Raw genomic sequence first — 23520 nt, forward strand, 5'->3', positions numbered from 1 at the left:
CCAAGTCGTTAGATCCAGCCGCGCTCGCGCGCCATCCGGGCCGCCGCGTGGCGGTTCTCGGCCGGGATCTTGGACGCGGCCGAGGACAGATAGTTGCGGACCGTCCCCTGCGACAGCGCGGCCCGCTGGGCGATCTCCGCGATGGACGCGCCGTCCGCAGCCAGCTCCAGCAGCTCCGCCTCCCGCGCGGTCAGCGGGGAGTCGCCCGCGCTGATCGCGTCGGCCGCCAGATCGGGGTCGATATAGCGGTTGCCGCCGTGCACCGTGCGGATGATCTCGGCGAGCCGCTGCGCCGACGCGGTCTTGGGCAGAAAGCCCCGTGCCCCCGCCTCCAGCGCCCGTTTGAGATGGCCCGGGCGGCCGTGGCTGGTCACGATCATGGATCGGCAGCCGGGCAGCTCGGACCGCAGGGAGGCGGCCACCGACACCCCGTCCGTCCCCGGCATCTGCAGATCCAGCACCGCCACATCGGGCCGGTGCGCCCGGGCCATCGCCAGCGCCTCGGGCCCGGACGCGGCCTCCGCGACCACCAGCAGATCCTCTTCGAGGGACAGCAGGGCGGCGAGGGCGCCCCGGATCAGATGCTCGTCATCCGCGAGCAGCACCCGGATCGCGGACGTCCCGCTCATACGCCGGCCCCCTCATGCCTGTTGTTCGTCTCGGGCCCCTCGTGTCCCTCCAGCGGGAGTTCGGCCCGCAGCTGGTACGTACCGCCCTCCCCGGGGCCCGACCACAGCGTGCCGCCCAGCGGCGCCAGCCGCTCCCGCAGCCCCTTGAGCCCGTTGCCCCACGTACCGTTGCCCCACGTACCGTTGCCCCACGTACCGTTGCCCCGCGTACCGGGCACGCGTGGCTCGGTCTCCGGCACCCCGTCATTTTCCATGACCAGCACCGCCGTACGGGCCCCGTCCGCCGCCCGCCCCGTCTGCACCCGCACCGTGCAACGGGCCGCCTCCGCGTGGCGCAGCACATTGGTCGTGCCCTCGCGCACCACCCACGCCAGCGCCGACCGCACCGCCGAAGCGGGCCGTGCGCCTTCGCCTTCGGCGTCGCCCTCGTTCGGGATCTGGTAGTCGATACGGCAGTCGACCTTGGCCGCCCGCAGCACCGATCGCGCTCCGGCCAGCTCCACTTGCAGATCCGCCTCCCGATAACCGCGCACCACGTCCCGGATCTCCCGCTGCGACTCCTGCGCGATCCGCTGCACCTCCACCATCTGCTCGGCGGCCTCCGGCCGTCCGCGCCGCGCCAGTTGCACCGCGAGCTCGCTCTTGAGCGCGATCACGGCCAGGTTCCGGCCCATCACATCGTGTAGATCGCGGCCGAACCGCAGCCGCTCCTCCGCCACCGCGAGCCGCGCCTGCACCCCGCGGCTCGCGTCCAGCTCCCACAGCACCTCCAGCATCCATGTCGAGCTGCGGACCGTGAACGCGGACAGCGCGGCCATGAGGAGCACCGCGAGGGCGGACGCCACCGTCAGGAAGGCGCCCGTCTGCGCGACGGCCAGCGCCCCGAGCGTCGCCGTGCCGATCCCCGCGTGCAGCAGGGTGAAGGTGCGTGGGGACAGCAGCAGGGCGCATGAGAGGGAGAACGGCAGCGTGTTCATCGTCGCCGCCGTCATGAACGCCGAGCCGTCCGGGGCCCCGGCCACGGACAGGAGCGCCACCCCCGCGCACTGCCCCGCCACCATCGGCGCCGCGGCGAGCACCAACAGCCCCCGCCGCATCTCGCGCTCGCTCCTCCGGTGTTCGATGCCCCGCCGCAGCAGCGGGATCGCGAGCGCGTTCTGGACCACCGCAAGGCAGAGCTGCGTCCAGGCCAGTCCGTTCGCCGGCGCCTCCAGCCGCAACATTCCGGGCAGCGGACCCGCCATGACGAACAGCATGATCCAGGGCAGCGCGTACAGCGTCCACCGGGTGAACAGCTCCACGCGCACCTGCTGGCTGCGCCGCTTCCATCGGCGTATCACGAACCCCGTCCCTCCCCCTCGGGCCCCACAGACCACGACCGGTCAGCGCCGCGGCTCCCAGGGGAACCGCCGGCGTACGGTCCACCCTGCCAGGGCCGTCCAGGCCGCCGCCGTGGCCAGGGCCGTCAGCGCCTCGCCGGCGCCCATCCCGCCGGTCCACCCGGCCCGTACGAGGTCGACCACCGGGGTCAGCGGCGCCCATTCGCACACCGCCGCCACCCGGTCCGGCATGACGTCGAGCGGTACGAACAGACCCGAGGCCAGCATCGACACCAGCATCATCGGCATGGGGGTCAGCTGCGCTGACTCCGCGGTCTTGGTGAAGGCCGCGGTCGCGGCGGCCAGCGCGGGCATGAGGACCAGACCGGCCGCCACCCCGAGCACGGCCAGAAGCGGCGCCTTGGGCGCCGGCGCGTCAAGCGCCGGGCCCACCGCGGCGACCATCAGCACACACTGCACCAGCCCCATCAGCACGGCGGGGAGCGCCGCCCCGGCCAGAATCTCCGGGTCGGTCAGCTCACCGGCGCGCAGCCGCTTGAGGACCAGCTCCTCGCGCCGGACGACGTAGACGCCCACGAGGTTCATATAGACGGCGAGGATCAGCGCCAGGCCGATCGAGCCGGGGAGGATCAGCGTGGGCAGATCCAGACCGACCTTGTCGAGGTCGATCTCGCTGGTGAAGGTGGTCATGCTGAGGGTGAGCGAACCAGGCAGCAGCAGGGCGTAGGTCAGCGCGGCCTTGTTCCGTACCAGCAGCGTCAGTTCGGCGCGGGCGAGGGAGGCGACGCGGGTGCGCGCGGTCGTGCGGCCGGCGGTCGTCGCGGCGCCGGTGGTGGTGTGGATCGTGGTCATCGGGCGTTCCCCTTCGCCGTTTCCGTCTTCTCCAGGCCCTGGGCGATATGCAGGAATGCCTCTTCCAGCGACGCCGACCGGGCGTCGAGCCCGCCGAGTTCGAGCCCCTTGTCCCGCGCCCACACCAGCACCTCGGTGGCCGTGCGCTGGAGGTCGCGGGTGCGCAGCCGTACCGTCCGCCCGTCCGTCTCGCGCCCGGCGGCGCCGAGTTGGGCGAGCGAGGGCAGATCGGCGGCGGAGAGGGGGGCCGGGAGCGCGAAGGAGAGCTGCGAGGGCCGCTCGGCCACGATGTCCGCGACCCGCCCGGAGGCGGCGATCCGCCCCTCGTGCATGATCGCGAGCCGTTCGGCCAGCGCCTCGGCCTCCTCCAGATAGTGCGTGGTCAGCAGCACCGTGGTGCCCTGGTCGCGCAGGGAGCGCACCAGCTCCCAGGTCTCCCGCCGCCCCTCCGCGTCGAGGCCGGTCGTCGGCTCGTCGAGGAAGAGCACATCCGGGTGGCCGAGCAGCGCGAGCGCCAGGTCCAGGCGGCGCCGCTCGCCGCCGGAGAGCATCTTGACCCGTACGTTCCGGCGCCGTTCGAGCCCCACCAGCTCCAGGGCCTCGCCGACCGGCCGCGCCCCGCTGGTGCACCCGGCCCACAGCCGTACGGTCTCGCTCACGGTCAGCTCGGACGGGAAGCCGCCCTCCTGCAGCATCACCCCGATCCGCGGCCGGACCTCCGCCCGCTCGCGGTACGGGTCACGGCCCAGCACCCGCACCTGGCCGCCGGTCGGGGCGGCCAGGCCTTCCAACAGCTCGACGGTGGAGGTCTTCCCGGCGCCGTTCGTGCCCAGCAGCGCGAACAGCTCACCGTGCTCGACCGAGAAGGAGACGCCGCGCACGGCCTCGTAGCCCTGGGCCGAGGAAGGACCTGATGGGCGTCCGTACCTGCGTCGAAGTTCTGTGACATGTATCGCGCTGTCGTTCAGCGCACTGTCCCCGAGATCCATGTCTCCAGGCTTCCGGCGTCCGCGGGGCGCGGGTAGTGCGGGCTGTCATGGGCCCGGATGACAAATGTCAGCAGGAGCGGGAGACCACGAGGCCATAAAAGCCTTGAGGCGCCGGTCGATTCGACCGGCGCCTCAAGGCCATGGAGCGGACGACGAGATTCGAACTCGCGACCCTCACCTTGGCAAGGTGATGCTCTACCAACTGAGCCACGTCCGCATGCATCCGACTGGCTTTCACCAACCGGCGCGGCATCACTCTACCCCATCCACCGAAGTGGTCGAGGCGATGATGAGAGCGGGTGACAGGGATTGCACACTGCGCCTCCCCCTTGGAAAGGGGGCGCTCTACTACTGAGCTACACCCGCATGGCATCCGACCGGCTCTCGCCGATCGGCGTGTCCATCACCCTACCCGATCCACCGGAGTGGTTCGGTAAGGCGATGAGAGCGGGTGACAGGGATTGCACACTGCGCCTCCCTCTTGGAAAGAGGGCGCTCTACTACTGAGCTACACCCGCATGTTCCTCGGGGTTTGCCTTCCGGCCTCGCCCCTCGGCGTGATCCAGACTCTAGCGGATCACCAGGGTGGGTGTGCAACTCGGCGGCGGAGGCCGCTCAGTGGCCGCTCAGTTCGATGCGTTGAACGCCTCGTAGACCTTCTTGGGGATCCGGCCGCGCGGCGGGACCTCCATGCCGTGCGACCGGGCCCAGGCGCGGACCGCGGCCGGGTCGGGGGCGACGGAGGTGCGGCGGTACGCCTTGCCGGAGCGGGCCCGCTTGCGGCCGGCTTCCACGTAGGGCTCGAGAAGGCCGCGGAGTTTCTCCGCATTGGCAGCGTTGAGGTCGATCTCGTACGCCTTGCCGTCAAGTCCGAACGAGACCGTCTCCTCCGCCTGACCCCCGTCGATGTCGTCGGAGAGCGTGACTACTACGCGCTGCGCCACGGGATATCGGTCCTTTCGGGCTGCATCGATGCGTTGACGTGCAAAGATGGCAGCTGTCCTGTTGTTAGTGAACAATGCTTTTTCATTTGTACAGCGGCGAGCAATGCATTGTGAAGCCCCACTAATTCTGCCCGCGTGTCACGCCGCAATCGGGACCATACGTTTTTCCTGGAACTTTCCCCAGTGGATGGTGGCGCCGATGCTTAAACGTGACGGAAGGCGAGGCTGATCTACTCGCGTAGATTTTGGGCCGGGGTACGCTGGGCGAACCGCCTTACGCACCAGCACCACACCACCGGGAGTGCCAGTGGCACGCGTCGTAGTCGACGTCATGCTCAAGCCGGAGATCCTCGACCCCCAGGGACAGGCGGTGCAGCGCGCGCTGCCCCGTCTCGGTTTCGAGGGGATCGCCGACGTCCGTCAGGGCAAGCGCTTTGAACTCGAGGTGGAGGGCCCGGTCGACGACGCCGCCCTCGCCCGTATCCGCGAGATCGCGGAGACCTTCCTCGCCAACACCGTGATCGAGGACTTCACCGTGCGGATCGAGGCCGACCAGGCCGCGGATGCCGCCCTCGCCGCGCGGGCGGAGTCGTGACCGCACGCGTCGGAGTCATCACCTTCCCCGGCACGCTCGACGACCGCGACACCCAGCGCGCGGTCCGGGTCGCCGGTCTCGAGGCCGTACCGCTGTGGCACCGCGACAAGGACCTCAAGCAGGTCGACGCGGTCGTGCTGCCGGGCGGCTTCTCGTATGGCGACTATCTGCGGGCCGGAGCGATCTCCCGCTTCTCCCCGGTAATGGAGTCGGTGATCGAGCAGGCTAAGGCGGGCATGCCCGTACTTGGCATCTGCAATGGTTTCCAGGTTCTCACCGAGACTCATCTGCTGCCCGGTGCGATGCTGCGGAACAACCATCTGCACTTCATCTGCCGTGATCAGAAGTTGCGAGTGGAAAACGCCGAGACCGCCTGGACCCGCTCCTACGAGCAGGGCCAGGAGATCAACATCCCGCTCAAGAACATCGACGGCCGCTATGTGGCCGACGAGCGGGTTCTGGATGAACTCGAAGCCGAGGGCCGCGTCGCCTTCCGGTACATGGGCTTCAATCCGAACGGCTCGCTGCGCGACATCGCCGGCATCACCAACGAGGCGGGCAATGTCGTCGGCCTCATGCCGCACCCCGAGCACGCCGTCGAGCCGCTGATCGGCACCGGGCGCACCGACGGGCTCGGATTCTTCACCTCGATCCTCAAGAAGCTGGTCGACGCATGAGCCTCGATGCCGGAACAGCCGAGGGAGCGACTGAGCGCCCCAGCCCGCGAACGCAGAACCACATCGCGCGAAGGAGCGACCGAGCGTGACCCTCGATACCGTCAAGCACGCGGAGCAGACTCCGGACGTCCAGCAGCCCTGGGCCGAGCTCGGCCTCAAGCAGGACGAGTACGAGCGCATCCGCGCCATCCTCGGCCGCCGCCCGACCGGCGCCGAGCTGGCCATGTACTCCGTCATGTGGTCCGAGCACTGCTCGTACAAGTCGAGCAAGGTCCATCTGCGGCAGTTCGGCGAGAAGGCCCCCGAGAACGACGCGCTGCTCGTCGGCATCGGCGAGAACGCGGGCGTGGTCGACGTCGGCCAGGGCTATGCGGTCACCTTCAAGGTCGAGTCGCACAACCACCCCTCCTATATCGAGCCGTACCAGGGCGCGGCCACCGGCGTGGGCGGCATCGTCCGCGACATCCTCGCCATGGGCGCCCGCCCGGTCGCGGTGATGGACCCGCTGCGCTTCGGCGCCGCCGACCACCCCGACACCAAGCGGGTGCTGCCCGGCGTGGTCGCGGGCATCGGCGGCTACGGCAACTGCCTGGGCCTGCCCAATATCGGCGGCGAGGTCGTCTTCGACCCCTGCTACCAGGGCAACCCGCTGGTCAACGCGCTGTGCGTGGGCGTGATGAAGCACGAGGACATCCACCTCGCCAAGGCCTCGGGCACGGGCAACAAGGTCATCCTCTACGGCGCCCGCACCGGCGGCGACGGCATCGGCGGCGTCTCCGTGCTCGCCTCCGAGACTTTCGATGACACAAAGCCGACGAAGCGCCCCGCCGTCCAGGTCGGCGACCCCTTCCAGGAGAAGCTGCTCATCGAGTGCACCCTGGAGATCTTCAAGGAGAACCTGGTCGCCGGCATCCAGGACCTCGGCGGCGCCGGGCTCTCCTGCGCCACCAGCGAGCTGGCCTCGGCCGGCTCCGGCGGTATGCGGGTCGAACTGGACACGGTGCCGCTGCGCGACGCGACCCTCTCGCCCGAGGAGATCCTCATGAGCGAGTCGCAGGAAAGGATGTGCGCGATCGTCGAGCCCGGCAAGGTCGACCGCTTCCTGGAGATCTGCGAGAAGTGGGACGTCATCGCCACCGTCATCGGTGAGGTCACCGAGGGCGAGCGGCTGGAGATCTTCTGGCACGGCGAGCAGATCGTCGACGTCCCGCCGCGCACGGTCGCCCACGAGGGCCCGGTGTACGAGCGTCCGTACGCCCGCCCGGAGTGGCAGGACGCGCTCCAGGCCGACGACGCGAACAAGCTGCCGCGCCCGGCGACCGCCGACGAGCTGCGCGAGCAGATCCTCAAGGTCGTCTCCTCCCCGAACCAGGCGTCCAAGTCCTGGATCACCGACCAGTACGACCGCTTCGTCCAGGGCAACACGGTCCTCGCCCAGCCCGAGGACTCCGGCATGGTCCGTATCGACGAGGAGACCGGCCTCGGCGTCGCGGTCGCCACGGACGGCAACGGCCGCTACGCCAAGCTCGACCCGTACGCGGGTGCGCAGCTGGCGCTCGCCGAGGCGTACCGCAATGTCGCCGCCTCCGGCGCCAAGCCGCTGGCGATCTCCGACTGCCTGAACTTCGGCTCGCCCGAGGACCCGGCGGTCATGTGGCAGTTCGCCGAGGCCACCCGTGGCCTGGCCGACGGCTGTCTGACCCTGGGCACCCCGGTCACCGGCGGCAATGTCTCCCTCTACAACCAGACCGGGGACGTGGCCATCCACCCGACGCCGGTCGTCGCCGTCCTCGGCGTGATCGACGATGTGGCGCGCCGCACCCCGATCGGCTTCGCGGACGAGGGCCATCTGCTGTACCTGCTCGGCGACACCGAGGAGGAGTTCGGTGGTTCGGCCTGGTCGCAGACCGTCCATGACCACCTCGGCGGGCTGCCGCCGAAGGTGGACCTGGAGCGCGAGCGGCTGCTCGGCGAGATCCTGATCTCGGCCTCGCGCGACGGCATGGTCGACGCGGCGCACGACCTGTCCGACGGCGGTCTGATCCAGGCCCTCGTCGAGTCGTGTCTGCGCGGCGGCAAGGGCGCCCGGATCGTCGTACCCGACGGGATGGACCCGTTCGTCTTCCTGCTGTCGGAGTCGGCGGGCCGGGCCGTGGTGGCCGTTCCGCGCAGCGAGGAAGTCCGCTTCAACGACATGTGCGGGGCGCGGGGGCTTCCGGCGGCCCGGATCGGCGTGGTGGACGGGGACGCGATCGACGTCCAGGGCCAGTTCGGCATCCCGCTGGCGGAGCTCAAGGAAGCCCACGAGGCGACGATCCCGGGCCTGCTCGCCTGAGGCACAGAACTCGCCTGAGGCACAGAACTCGCCTGAGACATAAACGCGCCTAAGGCATAGACCCGCCCAAGGCATAGACCCGCCCAAGGCATAAAACAAGCCCCGTTCCCTGCCGTCACACAGGGAGCGGGGCCGCTTCTTGGCGGCGGCGCTCAGCTCCAGAACGCGTTCGAGGCGTCGATGTCCTCATGGCATTCGTCAATGTCGCTGATCTTCCCGCCGACGATCGTGAAGAACATGCCGTCCTTCATGTCGAGGCCGCGGTCCTCGCGCTCCGCGCGGCACCGGTGGACGGAGATCACATGCCCGCGCCCGTCGGCCGCCAGCGTCTCGAGTTCGACGCGCAGGGTGCCGCCGGTGACGTCGTACTGGCGTCGGTACAGCTGGACGCAGGCCTCGCGGCCCTTGTGATGTCCGGATATGAGGCTCTCGCCGGGGACGTGATGGGTCACGTCGGTGGTCATCAGCCCGGCCAGGGTGTCCATGTCGCCGCTGATGAACGCGTCGTAGCCGCGGCGGATCAGGGCGCAATCCGGGTGCTCACCCATGGCGGTTCACGCCTTTCGTGCTGATTTCTCTCGCCTTCTCTTCCATCCTCTGCCGCCGTCCCCGGGCTGTCCATGTTCGTCGGGGGCTTCTCGGGGCTCCCCTGTCAGGGCTGCTCGATAAGCTCGGCCGTATGCCGCCCCGTGCCCGCGCCCGCACCTATGACCTGGCCAAGACGCGCGCCGCCGTGACCGCGCAGTTCGAGCACGTACGGGAGGCGGTGCGCGGCCTGGACGAGGAGCGGCTGGGCGCGCCGACCCGGCTCGGCGGCTGGACGGTCCGCGAGCTGGTCGCGCATCTGTCGATGGCCGTGGGGGCGGTCGCCCGCCATCTGGAACAGCCCCCGCCGCCCGCGCGGGAGGTCACCGCCACCGGCTGGGTGGCCGCGACGGCGGCGCTCGGCGGGGATATCGACGAGGACACCCGATCGCTCGCGGCGAGCGCGGCGCCGGCCGAGCTGCTGGACCGGGCCGCCGCGCGCTTCGCCGAGCTGGTGCCCGAGGCCCCCGGCGACCGGCTTCTGGCGGCCCGGGTGGGGGCGATACGGCTGGACGACTTCCTCGTCACCCGCTGTGTCGAGCTGGTCGTGCACACCGACGACCTGGCGGCCGCGCTCGGCGCCTCCCTCCCGTACGACCGCCAGGCCCTGGCCGCCGCCACGCGCCTGCTCGCCGACGCGCTCGCGGCGAAGGCGCCCGGGGGCTCGGTCGAGGTCCGCGTCCCGCCGTACGCGGTCGTGCAGTGCGTCGAGGGCCCGCGGCACACCCGCGGCACGCCCCCGAACGTCGTCGAGACGGCCCCGCTGACCTGGATCCGCCTCGCCACGGGCCGTCTGGACTGGTCCGAGGCGGTCGAGGAGGCCGAGGTCACGGCGAGCGGCGAGCGGGCCGATATCGCGCCCTACCTGCCGTTGCTGGGCTGACGGGCCGCGTCGCCAGAAGGCGTGACGGGCCGCGTCGCCCGAAGGCGCCCGGGGGCGTCCGAGGGCGTCCGAGGGCCTGCGGGAGCGTTCGAAGGGGCCTTCCGGAAGGTCCGGAAGGTCTTCCGGGAATGTGACTTACGCCCCCCTGGCGGTCCCTCGTTCGGCGGTGCCGCGGAACTGGCCTAGACTCGATGCCGTGCCACGTGGTGACGGACGACTCAGCCACGACCTGCTCCCCGGAGAGAAGGGCCCCCAAGACGCCTGTGGCGTCTTCGGAGTCTGGGCTCCGGGCGAAGAGGTCGCCAAACTCACCTATTTCGGGCTGTACGCACTGCAGCACCGCGGACAGGAGTCCGCGGGCATCGCGGTGAGCAACGGCTCCCAGATCCTGGTCTTCAAGGACATGGGCCTGGTCTCCCAGGTCTTCGACGAGACCTCCCTCAGCTCTCTCCAAGGTCATATCGCGGTCGGTCACGCCCGCTACTCCACCACCGGTGCCTCGGTGTGGGAGAACGCGCAGCCGACCTTCCGCGCGACCGCCCATGGCTCGATTGCGCTGGGCCACAACGGAAACCTGGTCAACACCGCCCAGCTCGCCGAGATGGTCGCGGCGCTGCCCCGGGACAACGGCCGCGCCACCCAGGTGGCCGCGACCAACGACACCGACCTGGTCACCGCCCTGCTCGCGGGGCAGGTCGACGAGGACGGCAAGGCGCTGACCGTCGAGCAGGCGGCCCCGATCGTGCTGCCCGACGTCAAGGGTGCTTTCAGCCTCGTCTTCATGGACGAGCAGACCCTCTACGGCGCCCGTGACCCGCAGGGCATCCGCCCGCTGGTCCTCGGCCGCCTGGAGCGCGGCTGGGTGCTGGCCTCCGAGACCGCCGCCCTCGACATCTGCGGCGCCTCGTTCATCCGGGAGATCGAGCCCGGCGAGATGGTCGCGATCGACGAGAACGGACTGCGCTCGACGATGTTCGCGGAGCCGCGCCCCAAGGGCTGCGTCTTCGAGTACGTCTATCTGGCCCGCCCGGACACCGATATCGCCGGCCGGAACGTGTATCTGTCCCGGGTGGAGATGGGCCGCCGGCTGGCCGCCGAGGCCCCGGCCGACGCCGACCTGGTGATAGCCACTCCGGAGTCCGGCACCCCGGCCGCCGTGGGCTACGCGGAGGCCAGCGGGATCCCGTACGGCTCGGGGCTGGTCAAGAACGCGTATGTGGGCCGGACCTTCATCCAGCCCTCGCAGACCATCCGCCAGCTGGGTATCCGGCTCAAGCTGAACCCGCTGAAGGAGGTCATCCGGGGCAAGCGCCTGGTGGTCGTCGACGACTCGATCGTCCGCGGCAACACCCAGCGCGCGCTGGTCCGGATGTTGCGCGAGGCGGGGGCGGCGGAGGTGCACATCCGCATCAGCAGCCCGCCCATCAAGTGGCCGTGCTTCTTCGGCATCGACTTCGCGACCCGGGCCGAGCTGATCGCCAACGGGCTGTCGGTCGAGGAGATCGGCAAGTCGCTGGGCGCGGACTCGCTCGCGTACATCTCCACGGACGGGATGATCGAGGCGACCACGATCGCCAAGGGGAACCTGTGCCGGGCCTGCTTCGACGGTGAGTACCCGATGGAGCTCCCGGACCCCGAACTGCTCGGCAAGCACCTCCTGGAGGCCGAGACGCAGGCTCCGGTCCGCAGCGACGCGGACGGTGTGGCGACCCTGACCGCGGGCGTCGGCGGTGCGGACGCGCTGCGGCGTCCCTAGGCGTCCCCCAGGCGGCCGGTCGCCCGTAGGCGGCCGGTCGTAGGGCGGGCCGGCCCCCGGGCCGACCAGACGTCCAATGCGGCCGTACGTCCCAGTGCGCGCGGAGAGCGCCTTAAGAGCCCCCTTTTCACCACCACACGAAAGATCTCAACGTCATGTCTGAGCCTTCCCCGGGCGCGGCCGGGTCCACGTACGCGAGCGCGGGCGTCGACATCGAGGCGGGCGACCGCGCGGTCGAGCTGATGAAGGAGTGGGTGAAGAAGGCCACCCGCCCCGAGGTCGTGGGCGGCCTCGGCGGCTTCGCCGGGCTCTTCGACGCCTCCGCCCTCAAGCGCTACGAGCGGCCGCTGCTGGCCTCGGCCACCGACGGGGTCGGCACCAAGGTGGACCTGGCGCGCCGGATGGGGGTCTACGACACCATCGGCCGCGACCTGGTCGGCATGGTCGTGGACGACCTGGTGGTCTGCGGCGCCGAGCCGCTGTTCATGACCGACTACATCTGTGTCGGCAAGGTGTATCCGGAGCGGGTCGCCGCCATCGTCAAGGGCATCGCCGAGGGGTGCGCGCTGGCGGGCTGCGCTCTGGTGGGCGGCGAGACCGCCGAGCACCCGGGGCTGCTGGGCGCCGATGAGTTCGATGTGGCCGGCGCCGGTACGGGCGTGGTCGAGGCCGACCGGGTGCTGGGCGCGGATCGTATCCGGACGGGTGACGCCGTGATCGCCATGGAGTCGTCCGGACTTCACTCGAACGGGTACTCACTCGTCCGCCATGTGCTCTTCGAGCGGGCCGGCTGGTCGCTGGACCGGGAGGTTCCGGAGCTCGGCCGGACGCTGGGGGAGGAGTTGCTGGAGCCCACCCGGATCTACTCGCTGGACTGTCTGGCCCTCACCCGGACCACCGAGGTGCACGCCTTCTCGCATATCACCGGCGGCGGGCTCGCGAACAACCTGGCGCGGGTCATCCCGGACGGGCTGCACGCGGTGGTCGACCGCTCCACCTGGACCCCGGGCCCGGTCTTCGGCCTGGTCGGGACCGCGGGCTCGGTCGAGCGGGCGGAGCTGGAGAAGACCCTGAACATGGGCGTCGGCATGATGGCCGTCGTGCCCGGGGAGTCGGTCGATGTGGCGCTTGCCACACTCGCGGACCGCGGCGTCGAGGCATGGGTCAGCGGCGAGATCGTCGAGCGGACCGCCGAGCACGCCGAGGCCGTGTCCATGACCGGCGACTACGCGAGCTGACGGCGAGCCGAGCGTGAAGACGGCGCCGACCGTGAAGACAGCACAGAAGCCGGTCCGAGGCGGATGCCCCGGACCGGCGGAGGTGCGGCTCGCAGCCGAGCGCCTGAAACGACCTGAAATGAATGGTCAGGCGCGACGACGTTGTGCGGACGGCCCCGACTGTTCGTCGGCGTCGTCATCGTCCTCGTCGTCGTTGTACAGATCCGCGTACTGTGCGTACGGGTCGTTGTCCAGCTCATCGTCTTCGAATTGCTCGCCATTCGGCGGCTGGTTCGATGGCGATGCGCCCAGCTCCTCAGCCAGGCGTGAGAGGTCAGTCCCACCGCTGTTGTACTTCAGCTGGCGGGCGACCTTCGTCTGCTTGGCCTTGGCCCGGCCGCGCCCCATGGCTCGACCCCCTCAACGACGGGGCTCGACGGCCCCAGAGTCTTGACACGCGTTCACGTTCATAATTCAGAGCGGACTCTCGAAAGAGAACCCGGCCCGTAGGGCTTCAACGGTACCTGCTTCTGTGGCCATACGGTACGTCGCCCGCATGACGTGCCACGTCGCACAACCGGTGGGCAGCCCTGTACCCGCTGGTCAGCTGCGATTTTAACGTGTCCTGGACGCCGACCCGCCGACGGGCCGTGAGGGATCTCTCCCCGATGGCCCCGTACGGCCCTGTATACGTCCCGTACGCGCTCCGTACGGGCCCCCGGACACAACCCCGCACCACCGGGCGGGCCCCGGGCGGCGCGAGGCCGTGCCGGGGCCCGGTACGCCCTTCGGGCGCGGCTGTCGGGGACACTTTGAGACAGGCCCTAGGCGTGGCGGCCCTCGGCCATGCGCTGTTCGGCCAGCCGGTCGGCGGCCGCGGCGGGCGGAATTCCATCGGCCTGTGCCCGATCGAATATGGCCAAAGTCGTGTCGAAAATCTTTGCCGCCTTGGCCTTGGCCCGGTCGAAGTCGAAACCGTGCAGTTCGTCCGCGACCTGGATCACACCGCCTGCGTTCACCACGTAGTCCGGGGCGTACAGGATCCCGCGGTCGGCGAGGTCCTTCTCGACCCCGGGGTGGGCCAGCTGGTTGTTGGCGGCCCCGCACACCACGCGCGCCGTCAGCGCGGGCACGGTGGCGTCGTCGAGGGCGCCGCCGAGCGCGCACGGAGCGTAGACGTCGAGGTCGGACCGGATCAGGGCGTCGGTGTCCGCGACGGCCGTCACCTCGGGGTGGCGGACGCGGACCCGCTCGACCGACTCGGCCCGCACATCGGTGACCACGACCTCGGCACCGTCCTCCAGCAGGTGGGCGACGAGATGGTGGCCGACCTTGCCGACGCCCGCGATGCCGACCCGGCGGCCGCGCAGCGTGGGCGCGCCCCAGGACGCCTGGGCGCTGGCCCGCATGCCCTGGAAGACGCCGTAGGCGGTGAGCACGGAGGAGTCGCCCGCGCCGCCGGCCTCGGGGGAGCGGCCGGTGGTCCAGGGGCATTCGCGGGCGACGACGTCCATGTCGGCGACATAGGTGCCGACGTCGCAGGCGGTGACGTAGCGGCCGCCGAGGGAGGCCACGAAGCGGCCGTAGGCCAGCAGCAGCTCCTCGGTCTTGATCTGCTCCGGGTCGCCGATGATCACGGCCTTGCCGCCGCCGTGGTCGAGCCCGGCCAGCGCGTTCTTGTAGGACATGCCGCGGGCGAGGTTGAGCGCGTCCATGACGGCCGCTTCTTCGGGGCACGTCTCGGAGGGGTAGGCGTGGAAGCGGGTGCCGCCGAGGGCCGGGCCCAGGGCGGTCGAGTGGATGGCGATGACGGCCTTCAGGCCGCTCGCGCGGTCCTGGCAGAGCAGGACCTGCTCATGGCCGCCCTGATCGGAGGCGAAGAGCGTGGTGAGGGCGGACGAAGAATCGGGTACTGCGCTGCCCGTCGGACCGTCGACGCTGACGGTATGACGTACGTCGGTCACTGTGGTGACTCCCATATGCCGCGTTGTGGACGCCCTCCTTGCTGGTGGGGAGGGCCGGTGGGCAAGAGCGTAAGCCCTTGGGGTCGGCTCGGAACGGCACGGTCCGTGCCGAGTCCCGATGGGGGGCGGCGAGCGCCCGGGACGGGCGTGGGACGATGCGGGCAGCCGGGGACAAGCAGCCCCCGGCGGACCGTCTCGTCGGCCTTGAGGGAGCGCGCGTGACCCTGGCGTCATCGGTGGTTGTCCCGTACGCGGCGTACCTGAGGGTCTACGAGCCGCTGGCGGCCTTTCCCGAGCCCGAACGCTCCCACTGGGCACGTTACGCCAAGCGGGACGATCTCCCGGGCGTCCAGGACGAGCTGCGGCGCTCGCTGGCCGACCTGCTGCCGGTGCCGCCCGTGGCGGTGCCCGTGCACGAGAGCAGCGACGCCTTTGTGGCGGTCGTGGACGGGGTCACCTGCGTCTGTCCGTGGCGTACCCGGCTGCGCGGCTGGCTGGCCCTGGAAGAGCTCACCGAGCGGTTCCCGGCGTCGCTGCTGGACGCCGTGCTGCCCCCGATGGTGCGCCGGCAGGCGGCGGCGGACTACGAGCAGTGGCTGGAACGCAACCCGGACGCCCGGCCGTGGATCAGATCGGCGACGTGGCATGTGCCGGTGCGCTGGTTCGTGCTCTTCGCGGACGACGAGCGGGAATACGAGAAAAGCTACAAGGGCGAACACGGGCCGCTGCTCCGCTACCGGACCCCCATGGTCCAGGCCAGGCGTCGAGTGGCGCGCGGACTGAAGGTGCTCAAAGATGGCCTTGGTGAGGGTCCACTGATCGACGGCCTGGTAGATGTTGGTCGGTGGCTCGAGGAATTCCATCCGCGTTCGCTGGTCGAGCTCGACTACGGCGGCCTGGTGCACGCGGTGCCCCCGGGGCAGCTTGACGACGACCGTTCCGCCGCCGATGTGGCGGAGGGTCTCGCGGCGCTGCGCGACGGGGACGGGGAGCGGGCGGGGAGCGTGTACCAGCGGCTGACGGAGCGCTGGACAGCGGTCCGCGGCCGTCAGAACGCGAGCTGAGCCGGCCGGCTCGGCTGGGCCACTGGCACGGGGACGCACGGGGACGCACGAGGAATACAGGTTGAACGGGGACACGGGGACACGGGGATGGCGTGGCGATGGCGCGCGCATGCGCGGAAGACCAACAGGGTCGGCGGAGCCGCCGAACGACGGCGAGCCCGGCGAGGCCGATAAGACCGCTAAGCCGGACAGCATTGGACGGGCAGGACGTAGGTCCCGATCCGGGCCTATGCCTCAATCGTGACCTAAAGCACTGACTTCGGGCCTTGCGGCAATCCCCCACCCTCGTGTCAAAATAGGACAAGGAGTCCGGGAAGGCCTCCTTCCGCTCAACTATGGGCGGAATCATCGGTATTGCACTCCTTGGCGGGGTCTGTTGCCCCTGATCCTGTTGTGACTGATCGTCACGGCCGCGTGACTGTCCGCTATGACATGGTCCATCGGCTTCCGTCGAGGTTGAACACCTGAGAGGGCAATTCCATCGGTTTGGCCGACGGGGCTGGACAGATGGTGTAGTTGTAGTGCCGAGGACAAGCCGTTCGTCCTATAACCGACTCGGCCCGCGTCCGCCATTTCGGGCAACGTGGGTCAAGGTGCAGAATTTAGAGGAAAGAACCGTGATGGTTCGGTTCTCCCGAGGAGGCCGCTCATGACCGCTCGCACCCCTGATGCCGAGCCGCTGCTGACCCCGGCTGAGGTTGCCACGATGTTCCGCGTGGACCCGAAGACGGTCACGCGGTGGGCCAAGGCAGGCAAGCTCACGTCCATCCGCACGCTCGGAGGGCATCGGCGCTACCGCGAAGCGGAGGTCCGCGCGCTTCTGGCGGGCATCCCGCAGCAGCGCAGCGAGGCCTGAACAACCGCTTAACCGGGCATTTTCCGGCCCCCCAGTCGGAATCCCGCCCGTGGCTCCAAACGACTGGCGCCTGCCCCAACAGGCCCACGCCCGCTCGACACATGGGTGCGTCGTCGATCGCGCTGGACTCCGCCGGGTCCAGCGCGATCTTTTTATGCCCTGCTTGTGGTGTCTGCCGAGGTCCGCCCAGGTCTGCCGGGGTGCTAGGGGGGCTTGGTGACTCACCGGTAACACGCCGTGGCGCGACGTTGTGAGGGGGCTGGAACGGCTGGGCGGGTCGACCCGGAATCGCCCATTCCGGAAGCCTTCCGGGGCCTTGGATGGGCGGTGCAATTGCACATATTAAATTGACTTGTTGTAGGACGGGTGTAAGTTCCCTCACGCCGCAAGCCCATTCGGTGACTCCCGTCACACCGCACAATACTTGTCGCGCGCTCGGCAACTGCGGTAAGGGCTTACCGAGTTGTCGCCGAGTCGCCATCGGTCTCCGCGGATCGGGAATCCGCCGCCGCGTCCCTCGCCGGTTCCATGGCGAGCCGCAGCAGTCGATGGCAGATAGGACAGTGCCGGGTGAAGTGGCGATAGCCCGTGGCGGCCGCTAGATGCGCACGGAGCAACGCCCTGGTTTCATGCCTCGCGGATGTCGTCATGAGCCGTACCTCCCGCGCGCGCCCCCATGTCGCCTTCTAGCTTGGGTACCCCTGGTACGTGCCGCCGTCAAGACGCCGAAAGGCCCGGACCTCTGTGCGGGTCCGGGCCTTTCGCGCTGCGGTCCTGACGGGATTTGAACCCGCGGCCTCCACCTTGACAGGGTGGCGAGCACTCCAAACTGCTCCACAGGACCATACGGCTTGCGCCGTTTGGCTGCCGCGCTCTTTCGTGCGCTGCGGAGACAGACTCTACAGCAGGTCAGGGGGTGCGGTCGAACTCGCGCCCGGCGGCGGTACGGGGCGCTCAGCGGGGCTCCGTACGGGGCGCCGTACGGGGGTGGGGCTCAGCGCCCCGCCGAGGCCCGTAACGAGCCCTGGGGCGCCCGTAAAGGCGCCCCAGAGGCCGTCTGAGCGCCTTCCAGGGCTCCCGGCCCGGATGGCCCGGGAGCCGCGCGCCCGCTCCCTCACACCCGCTACGGCGCGTCCGCTACGGCGCCGCCGCGTCGATGGCCTTCACGATGCGCTTGTCGGAGATCGGATAGGCGGTGCCGAGGGCGTGCGCGAAATAGCTCACCCGCAGCTCCTCGATCATCCAGCGGATCTCCAGCGCCTCCTGAGGCACCGGCCGGCCCGCCGGGAACTGCTCCAGCAGCCACGCGTATTCGTCCCGCATCTCCTTGACCTTCGCCATCCGCGCGCGGTCCCGCTCGGCGTTGGTCGGGAGCTGCTGCAACCGCCGGTCGACGGCCACCAGATAGCGCATGAGGTCCGGGAGGCGGCGCACCCCGTGCTCGGTCACGAAACCGGGCTTGATGAGCTCCGCCAGCTGCTCCTTGACGTCCGCGAGGGACGCCAGCAGCACGGGGCTCGTGGTGGCCTTCAGCCGCCGCTCACAGGACTGCCAGGCCGCCAGCACCTCCTGGACCTTCCGCACGGTGTCCAGCGTCGCGTCCATGATGTCGGCCCGAACCCCGTCGAAGAGCTTGCGGAAGCCCTCCTCGTCCCACGCCGGGCCGCCGCGCGCCGCGATCAGCCGGTCGGCGGAGGCGGCGACACAGTCCTCGAAGAGGGCCGGCACGCTGCCGTGCGGGCTGCGCGAGAGCGCCAGCTTGGCCTGGTTTGACAGCTGCCCCTGGGCGAACTTGGCCGGGCTCGCGGGCAGCCCCAGCAGGATCAGCCGGCGGGTGCCGCGCCACATCGCCTGCCGCTGCTCGGCCTCGGTGTCGAAGAGCCGTACGGCCACCGAGGCACCCTCGTCCACGAGCGCCGGGTACGCCTTGACGGGCTGGCCCGCGCGGCGGGTCTCGAAGGTGCGCGGAAGGGTGCCTACCGACCACTGGGTGAGCCCGGTGCGCTGCTCGATGCCGCCGCCCTCTTTGGAGCTCTCGAAGGCTTTGGAGATGGCGGCCCGGGTCTTGGGCTTCAGCTGTTGCTTCAGCGCCTCGAGGTCCTTGTCCTCAGCGAGTTTGCGGCGCCGCTCGTCGACCACCCGGAAGGTGATCTTGAGGTGGCCCGGGACCTTGTCCGGATCCCAGTCCTCCGGGTCGATCCGCACCCCCACCATCCGCTGGAGCTCGCGGGAGAGCGCGGCCGTCAGCGGCTCCTGTAGGGGGACCGTGGTGTCCAGAAAACGCTGGGCGTAGTTCGGCGCCGGGACGTAATTGCGGCGGATGGGCTTGGGCAGCGACCGGATCAGCTCGGTCACCAAGTCCTCGCGCAGCCCCGGGATCTGCCAGTCGAAGCCGTCCGGGGTGACCTGGTTGAGCACCTGGAGCGGAATGTGGACGGTGACGCCGTCCGCGTCCGCACCCGGCTCGAACTGGTACGTCACCTTGAACTTGAGCTTCCCCTGGCGCCAGGAGTCCGGATAGGCGTCCTTGGTGACGCCCGCCGCCCGCTCGTTGATGAGCATCGACTTCTCGAAGTTGAGAAGCTCCGGTTCTTCGCGGCGTTTGTGCTTCCACCAGGAGTCGAAATGCGCCCCGGACACGATGTGTTCGGGCAGCCGCTGATCGTAGAAGTCGAACAGCGTCTCGTCGTCCACGAGGATGTCGCGCCGCCGGGCGCGGTGTTCCAGTTCCTCGACCTCGCCCAGCAGTTTGCGGTTGTCGTGGAAGAACTGGTGGTGCGTGCGCCAGTCGCCCTCCACCAGGGCATTGCGGATGAACAGATCCCGGCAGGTCTCCGGGTCGATCCGGCCGTAATTCACCTTCCGCTGGGCGACGATCGGCACGCCGTACAGCGTGACCCTCTCGTACGCCATCACGGCCGCCTGCTTCTGCTCCCAGTGGGGCTCGCTGTAGGTGCGCTTGACCAGATGCTGGGCGAGCGGTTCGATCCACTCCGGCTCGATCTTCGCGTTGACCCGCGCCCACAGCCGCGAGGTCTCCACGAGCTCGGCCGACATGACCCAGCGCGGCGGCTTCTTGAAGAGCGCGGAACCGGGGAAGACCGCGAACTTGGCGCTGCGCGCGCCCAGGTACTCGTTCTTCTCGGTGTCCTTCAGGCCGAGGTGGGACAGCAGCCCCGCCAGCAGCGACGTATGGATGTGGTCCGGCGCCGCGTCCTGGTCGGACGGCTCGATGGCGATGTTCATGGTCTTGGCGACCGTACGCAGCTGGCTGTAGATGTCCTGCCATTCGCGTATGCGCAGGTAGTTCAGGAACTCCTGGCGGCACATCCGGCGGAACGCGGACGACGACAGCTCCTTCTGCCGCTCCCTGATGTACTTCCACAGGTTGAGGAAGGCCAGGAAGTCGCTGCTCTCGTCCTTGAAGCGGGCGTGCTGCTGATCGGCCTGCTGCTGCTTGTCGGCGGGCCGCTCGCGCGGGTCCTGGATGGACAGCGCCGCCGCGATCACCATGACCTCGCGGACACAGCCGTTGCGGTCGGCCTCCAGGACCATCCGGGCCAGCCGCGGGTCCACGGGCAGCTGGGCGAGTTTGCGCCCGACCGGGGTGAGCCGCTTGCGGGGGTCCTTTTCCGTGCCGTCCAGCGCGTGCAGCTCCTCCAGCAGCTGCACGCCGTCCTTGATGTTGCGCCGGTCCGGCGGGTCGATGAACGGGAACTTCTCGATGTCCCCGAGCCCGGCGGCGGTCATCTGGAGGATGACGGAGGCCAGATTGGTCCGCAGGATCTCCGCGTCGGTGAACTCCGGGCGGGTCAGGAAGTCGTCCTCGGAGTACAGCCGGACGCAGATGCCGTCGCTGGTACGGCCGCAGCGGCCCTTGCGCTGATTGGCGCTGGCCTGGGAGATCGGCTCGATGGGCAGCCGCTGCACCTTGGTGCGGTGGCTGTAGCGGGAGATCCGGGCGCTGCCCGGGTCGATCACGTACCGGATGCCGGGGACGGTCAGCGAGGTCTCCGCCACGTTGGTGGCGAGGACGATCCGGCGGCCGGCGTGGCGCTGGAAGACCCGGTGCTGCTCGGCATGCGACAGCCGCGCGTACAGCGGCAGTACCTCGGTCGACCGCAGCTGCTTCTTGTTCAGCGCGTCGGCGGTGTCCCGGATCTCCCGCTCCCCGGAGAGGAAGACCAGGATGTCGCCGGGGCCCTCGGCCTGAAGCTCGTCCACGGCGTCGCAGATCGCGGTGATCTGGTCCCGGTCGCTGTCCTCGCCGCCCTCCTCGAGCAGCGGGCGGTAGCGCACCTCGACCGGGTACGTACGGCCGCTGACCTCGACGATCGGCGCGTCGCCGAAATGGCGGGAGAAGCGCTCGGGGTCGATGGTGGCGGAGGTGATCACGACCTTGAGGTCGGGGCGGCGGGGCAGCAGCTGGGCCAGATAGCCGAGCAGGAAGTCGATGTTGAGGCTGCGCTCATGGGCCTCGTCGATGATGATCGTGTCGTACTGGCGCAGCTCGCGGTCGGTCTGGATCTCGGCCAGCAGGATGCCGTCCGTCATCAGCTTGACGTGGGTGTCCTGGCTCACCTGGTCGGTGAAGCGGACCTTCCAGCCGACGGACTCGCCCAGCGGCGACCGCAGCTCCTCGGCGATGCGCTCGGCGACCGTACGGGCCGCGATGCGGCGCGGCTGGGTATGGCCGATCAGGCCCTTGACGCCGCGGCCCAGCTCCAGACAGATCTTGGGGATCTGGGTGGTCTTGCCGGAGCCGGTCTCGCCCGCGACGATCACGACCTGGTGGTCCCTGACCGCGGCGAGGATGTCGTCCTTTTTCTGGCTGACCGGCAGCTCTTCGGGGTAAGTGACGGCGGGCACGGCGGCGCGGCGGTCGGCGACCCGCAGCTCCGCCCGCTCGATGTCATCGGCGATCTCGCCCAGCACGGCCGCGCGGGCCTCGGGCTTACGGATCCGGCGCGTGCCGTCGAGCCGGCGCCCCAGCCGCTGCTGGTCGTGCAGCATCAGCTCGGGCAGCCGCTCCAGCAGGGCGGACAGGGCGGGGGCAGGCGTGGTGGACATACGGGCTCCAGGATCTCACCTCTCGAAAACGGCTGGCGAACCTATTTCCGTCCTGTGTTGTCCAGGCCACGTCGAGAGGTATGTCCTCGATGTCCGTTCTAGCGTGACCTCATGGGCAACGAGGCGAGCGACGACACGGCCGACGGGGGGAAGGACGGCGGGCATGAGCAGGCCGAGGGTGGGCAGCGGGAACAGGCCCAGGGCGGGCGGCGGGGAAAGGGGAGCCGATCTTGGTGGTCGACTTTCAGACACTCTCCGTACTTCCCCGCGACGGTCGTCGTAGTGATCATCGCCGCGGGCGCGGGCCTCTTCGCCGGCTCGTACACCTACGCCTTCGCCAACCCCACCCCGCACCGCATCCCCACCGCCGTCGTGGTCCCCGGCACCCCTACCGAGAAGGCTTTCGTCGCCGGCATGGAAAAGGCCCTCGATGCCTCGCTCCGGCTGCATGTCTACCCCACCTACCAGCGCGCCCTGGAGGCCGTCGACCAGCAGACCGTCTTCGCGGTGCTCCGGCCGCACGGCCGCGGCGTGGGCATGGACGTCTCCAGCGCCTCGGGCTCGTCGGTGGCGCAGGTGCTGACCGCGGCCGGGCCGAAGGTGGGCCGGGCGCTGGGGGTACCGGTCCTGGTCAGGGACGTGAACCCGCTGCAGCCGGGCGATCCGCGCGGGCTCGCGATCTTCTATATCTCGCTCGCCGCGGTGGTCATCGGCTTCATCGGCGCCATCCAGCTGAGCGTGAACGCCCGGGCCCTCGAACCGGCGGAGCGGATCGCCTTCACCATCGCGTACGCGCTGCTCGGCGGCTTCGCGATCGCGGCCATCGTCGACTGGGGCCTCGGCGCGGTCGACCTGCCCTTCGTGGAGTCCTGGATGATCCTGGCGCTGACGATGTTCACCTCCGGGATGGTCTTCTCCATGTTCAACGTCCTCTTCGGACGGTGGTCGCTCATCCCGACCTGGGGCCTGATGGTGCTCCTCGGCAACCCCTCCTCCGGCGGCGCGGTCTCCTGGCCCCTGCTGCCCTCGCTCCTCGGCCACATCGGCCGCTGGCTGCCCCCGGGCGCCTCCGTCAACGCGCAGCACACCGCGGTCTACTTCCGCGAGTACCAGCACGCCTTCCCGTTCCTGGTGCTGGCCGGATGGTCCCTGCTGAGCTGCGCCGTCTTCTGGACCTGGCGCCACCGCCACCCCGGCGGCCGCGAAACACCGGTACGCCGGCCCGATGACCGCTGACGCTGTAGCCGCTGGGGCGGTCCGCCACTCGGAGCAGTTCCGGTTGTCGGCCCATCCAAGATCGACTGTCCTGGGAGCATGCTCAAGGGCTTCAAGAACTTTCTGATGCGTGGTGACGTCATCATGGTGGCGGTGGGGCTGATCATCGCCCTGGCGTTCTCCACCTTGATCCTGGCGTTCACCGACAACGTCATCAATCCGATCATCGCCCGCGCCCAAGGCGGCAAGTCGGCCGGCCTCGGCTGGCAGCTCGGTCAGGCCGGGAACAAGTCCACCTACCTCAATGTCGGCTCGTTCATCTCCGCCCTGATCTACTTCGTCATCTTCATGGCGGTGGTCTACTTCGTGATCGTCCTCCCGTACAAGGCGATCCAGACGCGCCGCGGAGTCACCGTGTTCGGCGATCCCGCGCCCGTCAAAACCTGCCCGGCCTGCCTCTCCGCCGACATCCCGGAAGCCGCCGCCAAGTGCCGATACTGCGGAACCGATCAACCGGCGACGCCCGAGCGGGCAGCGGGCTGACAGGCA

The 23520-nt window shown here is 69.8% G+C and carries 20 protein-coding genes and 4 tRNA genes; 10 read left to right on the top strand and 14 right to left on the bottom strand.

Features of this window, described 5'->3' with window-relative positions:
* Positions 1 to 8: 8 nt before the first annotated feature.
* The 8 genes from ACH4U7_RS44705 to ACH4U7_RS44740 all read right to left on the bottom strand — a co-directional run bounded on the left by ACH4U7_RS44705 (position 9) and on the right by ACH4U7_RS44740 (position 4754).
* A complete protein-coding gene (locus tag ACH4U7_RS44705; RefSeq protein WP_398533516.1) occupies positions 9 to 629 on the bottom strand; it encodes a response regulator in 621 nt (206 codons plus the stop codon).
* Entirely contained in the window at positions 626 to 1969 is a 1344-nt protein-coding gene (locus ACH4U7_RS44710; protein WP_398533517.1) for a sensor histidine kinase, read from the bottom strand. Before ACH4U7_RS44710 ends, ACH4U7_RS44705 begins: the two co-directional genes overlap by 4 nt.
* A 42-nt stretch (positions 1970 to 2011) precedes the next feature.
* Positions 2012 to 2821, bottom strand: coding sequence for an ABC transporter permease (locus ACH4U7_RS44715; protein ID WP_398533518.1), 810 nt, complete (start codon positions 2819 to 2821; stop codon positions 2012 to 2014).
* The gene (locus tag ACH4U7_RS44720; RefSeq protein WP_398533519.1) at positions 2818 to 3810 is read right to left on the bottom strand and encodes an ABC transporter ATP-binding protein; all 993 of its coding nucleotides are present in this window, start codon (positions 3808 to 3810) and stop codon (positions 2818 to 2820) included. The genes ACH4U7_RS44715 and ACH4U7_RS44720 overlap by 4 nt, the downstream gene beginning before the upstream one ends.
* Before the next feature lie 141 nt (positions 3811 to 3951).
* Positions 3952 to 4027, bottom strand: a tRNA-Gly gene (locus ACH4U7_RS44725).
* Between the two features lie 77 nt (positions 4028 to 4104).
* Positions 4105 to 4176 (bottom strand) — tRNA-Gly (locus tag ACH4U7_RS44730).
* An 80-nt stretch (positions 4177 to 4256) separates the two neighbouring features.
* Positions 4257 to 4328 (bottom strand) — tRNA-Gly (locus ACH4U7_RS44735).
* A gap of 108 nt (positions 4329 to 4436) precedes the next feature.
* Entirely contained in the window at positions 4437 to 4754 is a 318-nt protein-coding gene (locus ACH4U7_RS44740; protein ID WP_385629505.1) for an Lsr2 family protein, read from the bottom strand.
* 307 nt (positions 4755 to 5061) lie between these two features.
* Between ACH4U7_RS44740 and purS the strand changes: the two genes are divergently transcribed.
* From purS to purL, 3 genes are all read left to right on the top strand, one after another.
* Positions 5062 to 5349, top strand: coding sequence for a phosphoribosylformylglycinamidine synthase subunit PurS (gene purS / locus ACH4U7_RS44745; protein ID WP_089504656.1), 288 nt, complete (start codon positions 5062 to 5064; stop codon positions 5347 to 5349).
* Positions 5346 to 6026, top strand: coding sequence for a phosphoribosylformylglycinamidine synthase subunit PurQ (gene purQ / locus ACH4U7_RS44750; protein ID WP_398533520.1), 681 nt, complete (start codon positions 5346 to 5348; stop codon positions 6024 to 6026). The genes purS and purQ overlap by 4 nt, the downstream gene beginning before the upstream one ends.
* An 85-nt stretch (positions 6027 to 6111) precedes the next feature.
* A complete protein-coding gene (gene purL, locus ACH4U7_RS44755) occupies positions 6112 to 8361 on the top strand; it encodes a phosphoribosylformylglycinamidine synthase subunit PurL (protein WP_398533521.1) in 2250 nt (749 codons plus the stop codon).
* Between the two features lie 152 nt (positions 8362 to 8513).
* On the opposite strand, the gene ACH4U7_RS44760 is transcribed toward purL, so the two are convergent.
* Entirely contained in the window at positions 8514 to 8909 is a 396-nt protein-coding gene (locus ACH4U7_RS44760) for a nuclear transport factor 2 family protein (RefSeq protein ID WP_398533522.1), read from the bottom strand.
* 131 nt (positions 8910 to 9040) lie between these two features.
* Between ACH4U7_RS44760 and ACH4U7_RS44765 the strand changes: the two genes are divergently transcribed.
* The 3 genes from ACH4U7_RS44765 (at position 9041) to purM (ending at position 12823) form a co-directional block, all read left to right on the top strand.
* Positions 9041 to 9829 (top strand): sterol carrier family protein, encoded by a 789-nt coding sequence (locus ACH4U7_RS44765; RefSeq protein WP_398533523.1) that lies wholly within the window; start codon positions 9041 to 9043, stop codon positions 9827 to 9829.
* A gap of 196 nt (positions 9830 to 10025) precedes the next feature.
* The gene (gene purF / locus ACH4U7_RS44770) at positions 10026 to 11585 is read left to right on the top strand and encodes an amidophosphoribosyltransferase (RefSeq protein ID WP_398533524.1); all 1560 of its coding nucleotides are present in this window, start codon (positions 10026 to 10028) and stop codon (positions 11583 to 11585) included.
* Between the two features lie 155 nt (positions 11586 to 11740).
* A complete protein-coding gene (purM, locus tag ACH4U7_RS44775; RefSeq protein ID WP_398533525.1) occupies positions 11741 to 12823 on the top strand; it encodes a phosphoribosylformylglycinamidine cyclo-ligase in 1083 nt (360 codons plus the stop codon).
* A gap of 126 nt (positions 12824 to 12949) precedes the next feature.
* Here purM and ACH4U7_RS44780 read toward each other — a convergent pair whose 3' ends face one another.
* Positions 12950 to 13210: a DUF3073 domain-containing protein gene (locus tag ACH4U7_RS44780; RefSeq protein WP_014178315.1), complete on the bottom strand. Its 261-nt coding sequence runs from the start codon at positions 13208 to 13210 to the stop codon at positions 12950 to 12952.
* Between the two features lie 416 nt (positions 13211 to 13626).
* Complete coding sequence (locus tag ACH4U7_RS44785; protein WP_398533526.1) at positions 13627 to 14781, bottom strand: Leu/Phe/Val dehydrogenase; 1155 nt, start codon at positions 14779 to 14781, stop codon at positions 13627 to 13629.
* Positions 14782 to 14984: 203 nt separating this feature from the next.
* Here ACH4U7_RS44785 and ACH4U7_RS44790 point away from each other — a divergent pair, with 203 nt between their 5' ends.
* Both ACH4U7_RS44790 and bldC read left to right on the top strand, forming a co-directional pair.
* On the top strand, positions 14985 to 15830 hold the full coding sequence (locus ACH4U7_RS44790) for a hypothetical protein (RefSeq protein WP_398533527.1): 846 nt from the start codon (positions 14985 to 14987) through the stop codon (positions 15828 to 15830).
* Positions 15831 to 16479: 649 nt separating this feature from the next.
* The gene (gene bldC, locus ACH4U7_RS44795; RefSeq protein ID WP_003949541.1) at positions 16480 to 16686 is read left to right on the top strand and encodes a developmental transcriptional regulator BldC; all 207 of its coding nucleotides are present in this window, start codon (positions 16480 to 16482) and stop codon (positions 16684 to 16686) included.
* A 455-nt stretch (positions 16687 to 17141) separates the two neighbouring features.
* On the opposite strand, the gene ACH4U7_RS44800 is transcribed toward bldC, so the two are convergent.
* From ACH4U7_RS44800 to hrpA, 3 genes are all read right to left on the bottom strand, one after another.
* Positions 17142 to 17336: a DUF6274 family protein gene (locus ACH4U7_RS44800; RefSeq protein ID WP_398533528.1), complete on the bottom strand. Its 195-nt coding sequence runs from the start codon at positions 17334 to 17336 to the stop codon at positions 17142 to 17144.
* A 119-nt stretch (positions 17337 to 17455) separates the two neighbouring features.
* A tRNA-Asp gene (locus tag ACH4U7_RS44805) sits at positions 17456 to 17530 on the bottom strand.
* 293 nt (positions 17531 to 17823) lie between these two features.
* Positions 17824 to 21756 (bottom strand): ATP-dependent RNA helicase HrpA, encoded by a 3933-nt coding sequence (hrpA, locus tag ACH4U7_RS44810; RefSeq protein WP_398533529.1) that lies wholly within the window; start codon positions 21754 to 21756, stop codon positions 17824 to 17826.
* 111 nt (positions 21757 to 21867) lie between these two features.
* On the opposite strand from hrpA, the gene ACH4U7_RS44815 reads away from it, so the two are divergent.
* The gene (locus ACH4U7_RS44815; protein WP_398533530.1) at positions 21868 to 22992 is read left to right on the top strand and encodes an ABC transporter permease; all 1125 of its coding nucleotides are present in this window, start codon (positions 21868 to 21870) and stop codon (positions 22990 to 22992) included.
* A 78-nt stretch (positions 22993 to 23070) separates the two neighbouring features.
* Entirely contained in the window at positions 23071 to 23514 is a 444-nt protein-coding gene (locus ACH4U7_RS44820; RefSeq protein ID WP_398533531.1) for an MscL family protein, read from the top strand.
* The last annotated feature ends 6 nt before the right edge of the window (positions 23515 to 23520 follow it).

The organism is Streptomyces sp. NPDC020845, from assembly GCF_044334165.1.
Lineage (GTDB): Bacteria > Actinomycetota > Actinomycetes > Streptomycetales > Streptomycetaceae > Streptomyces.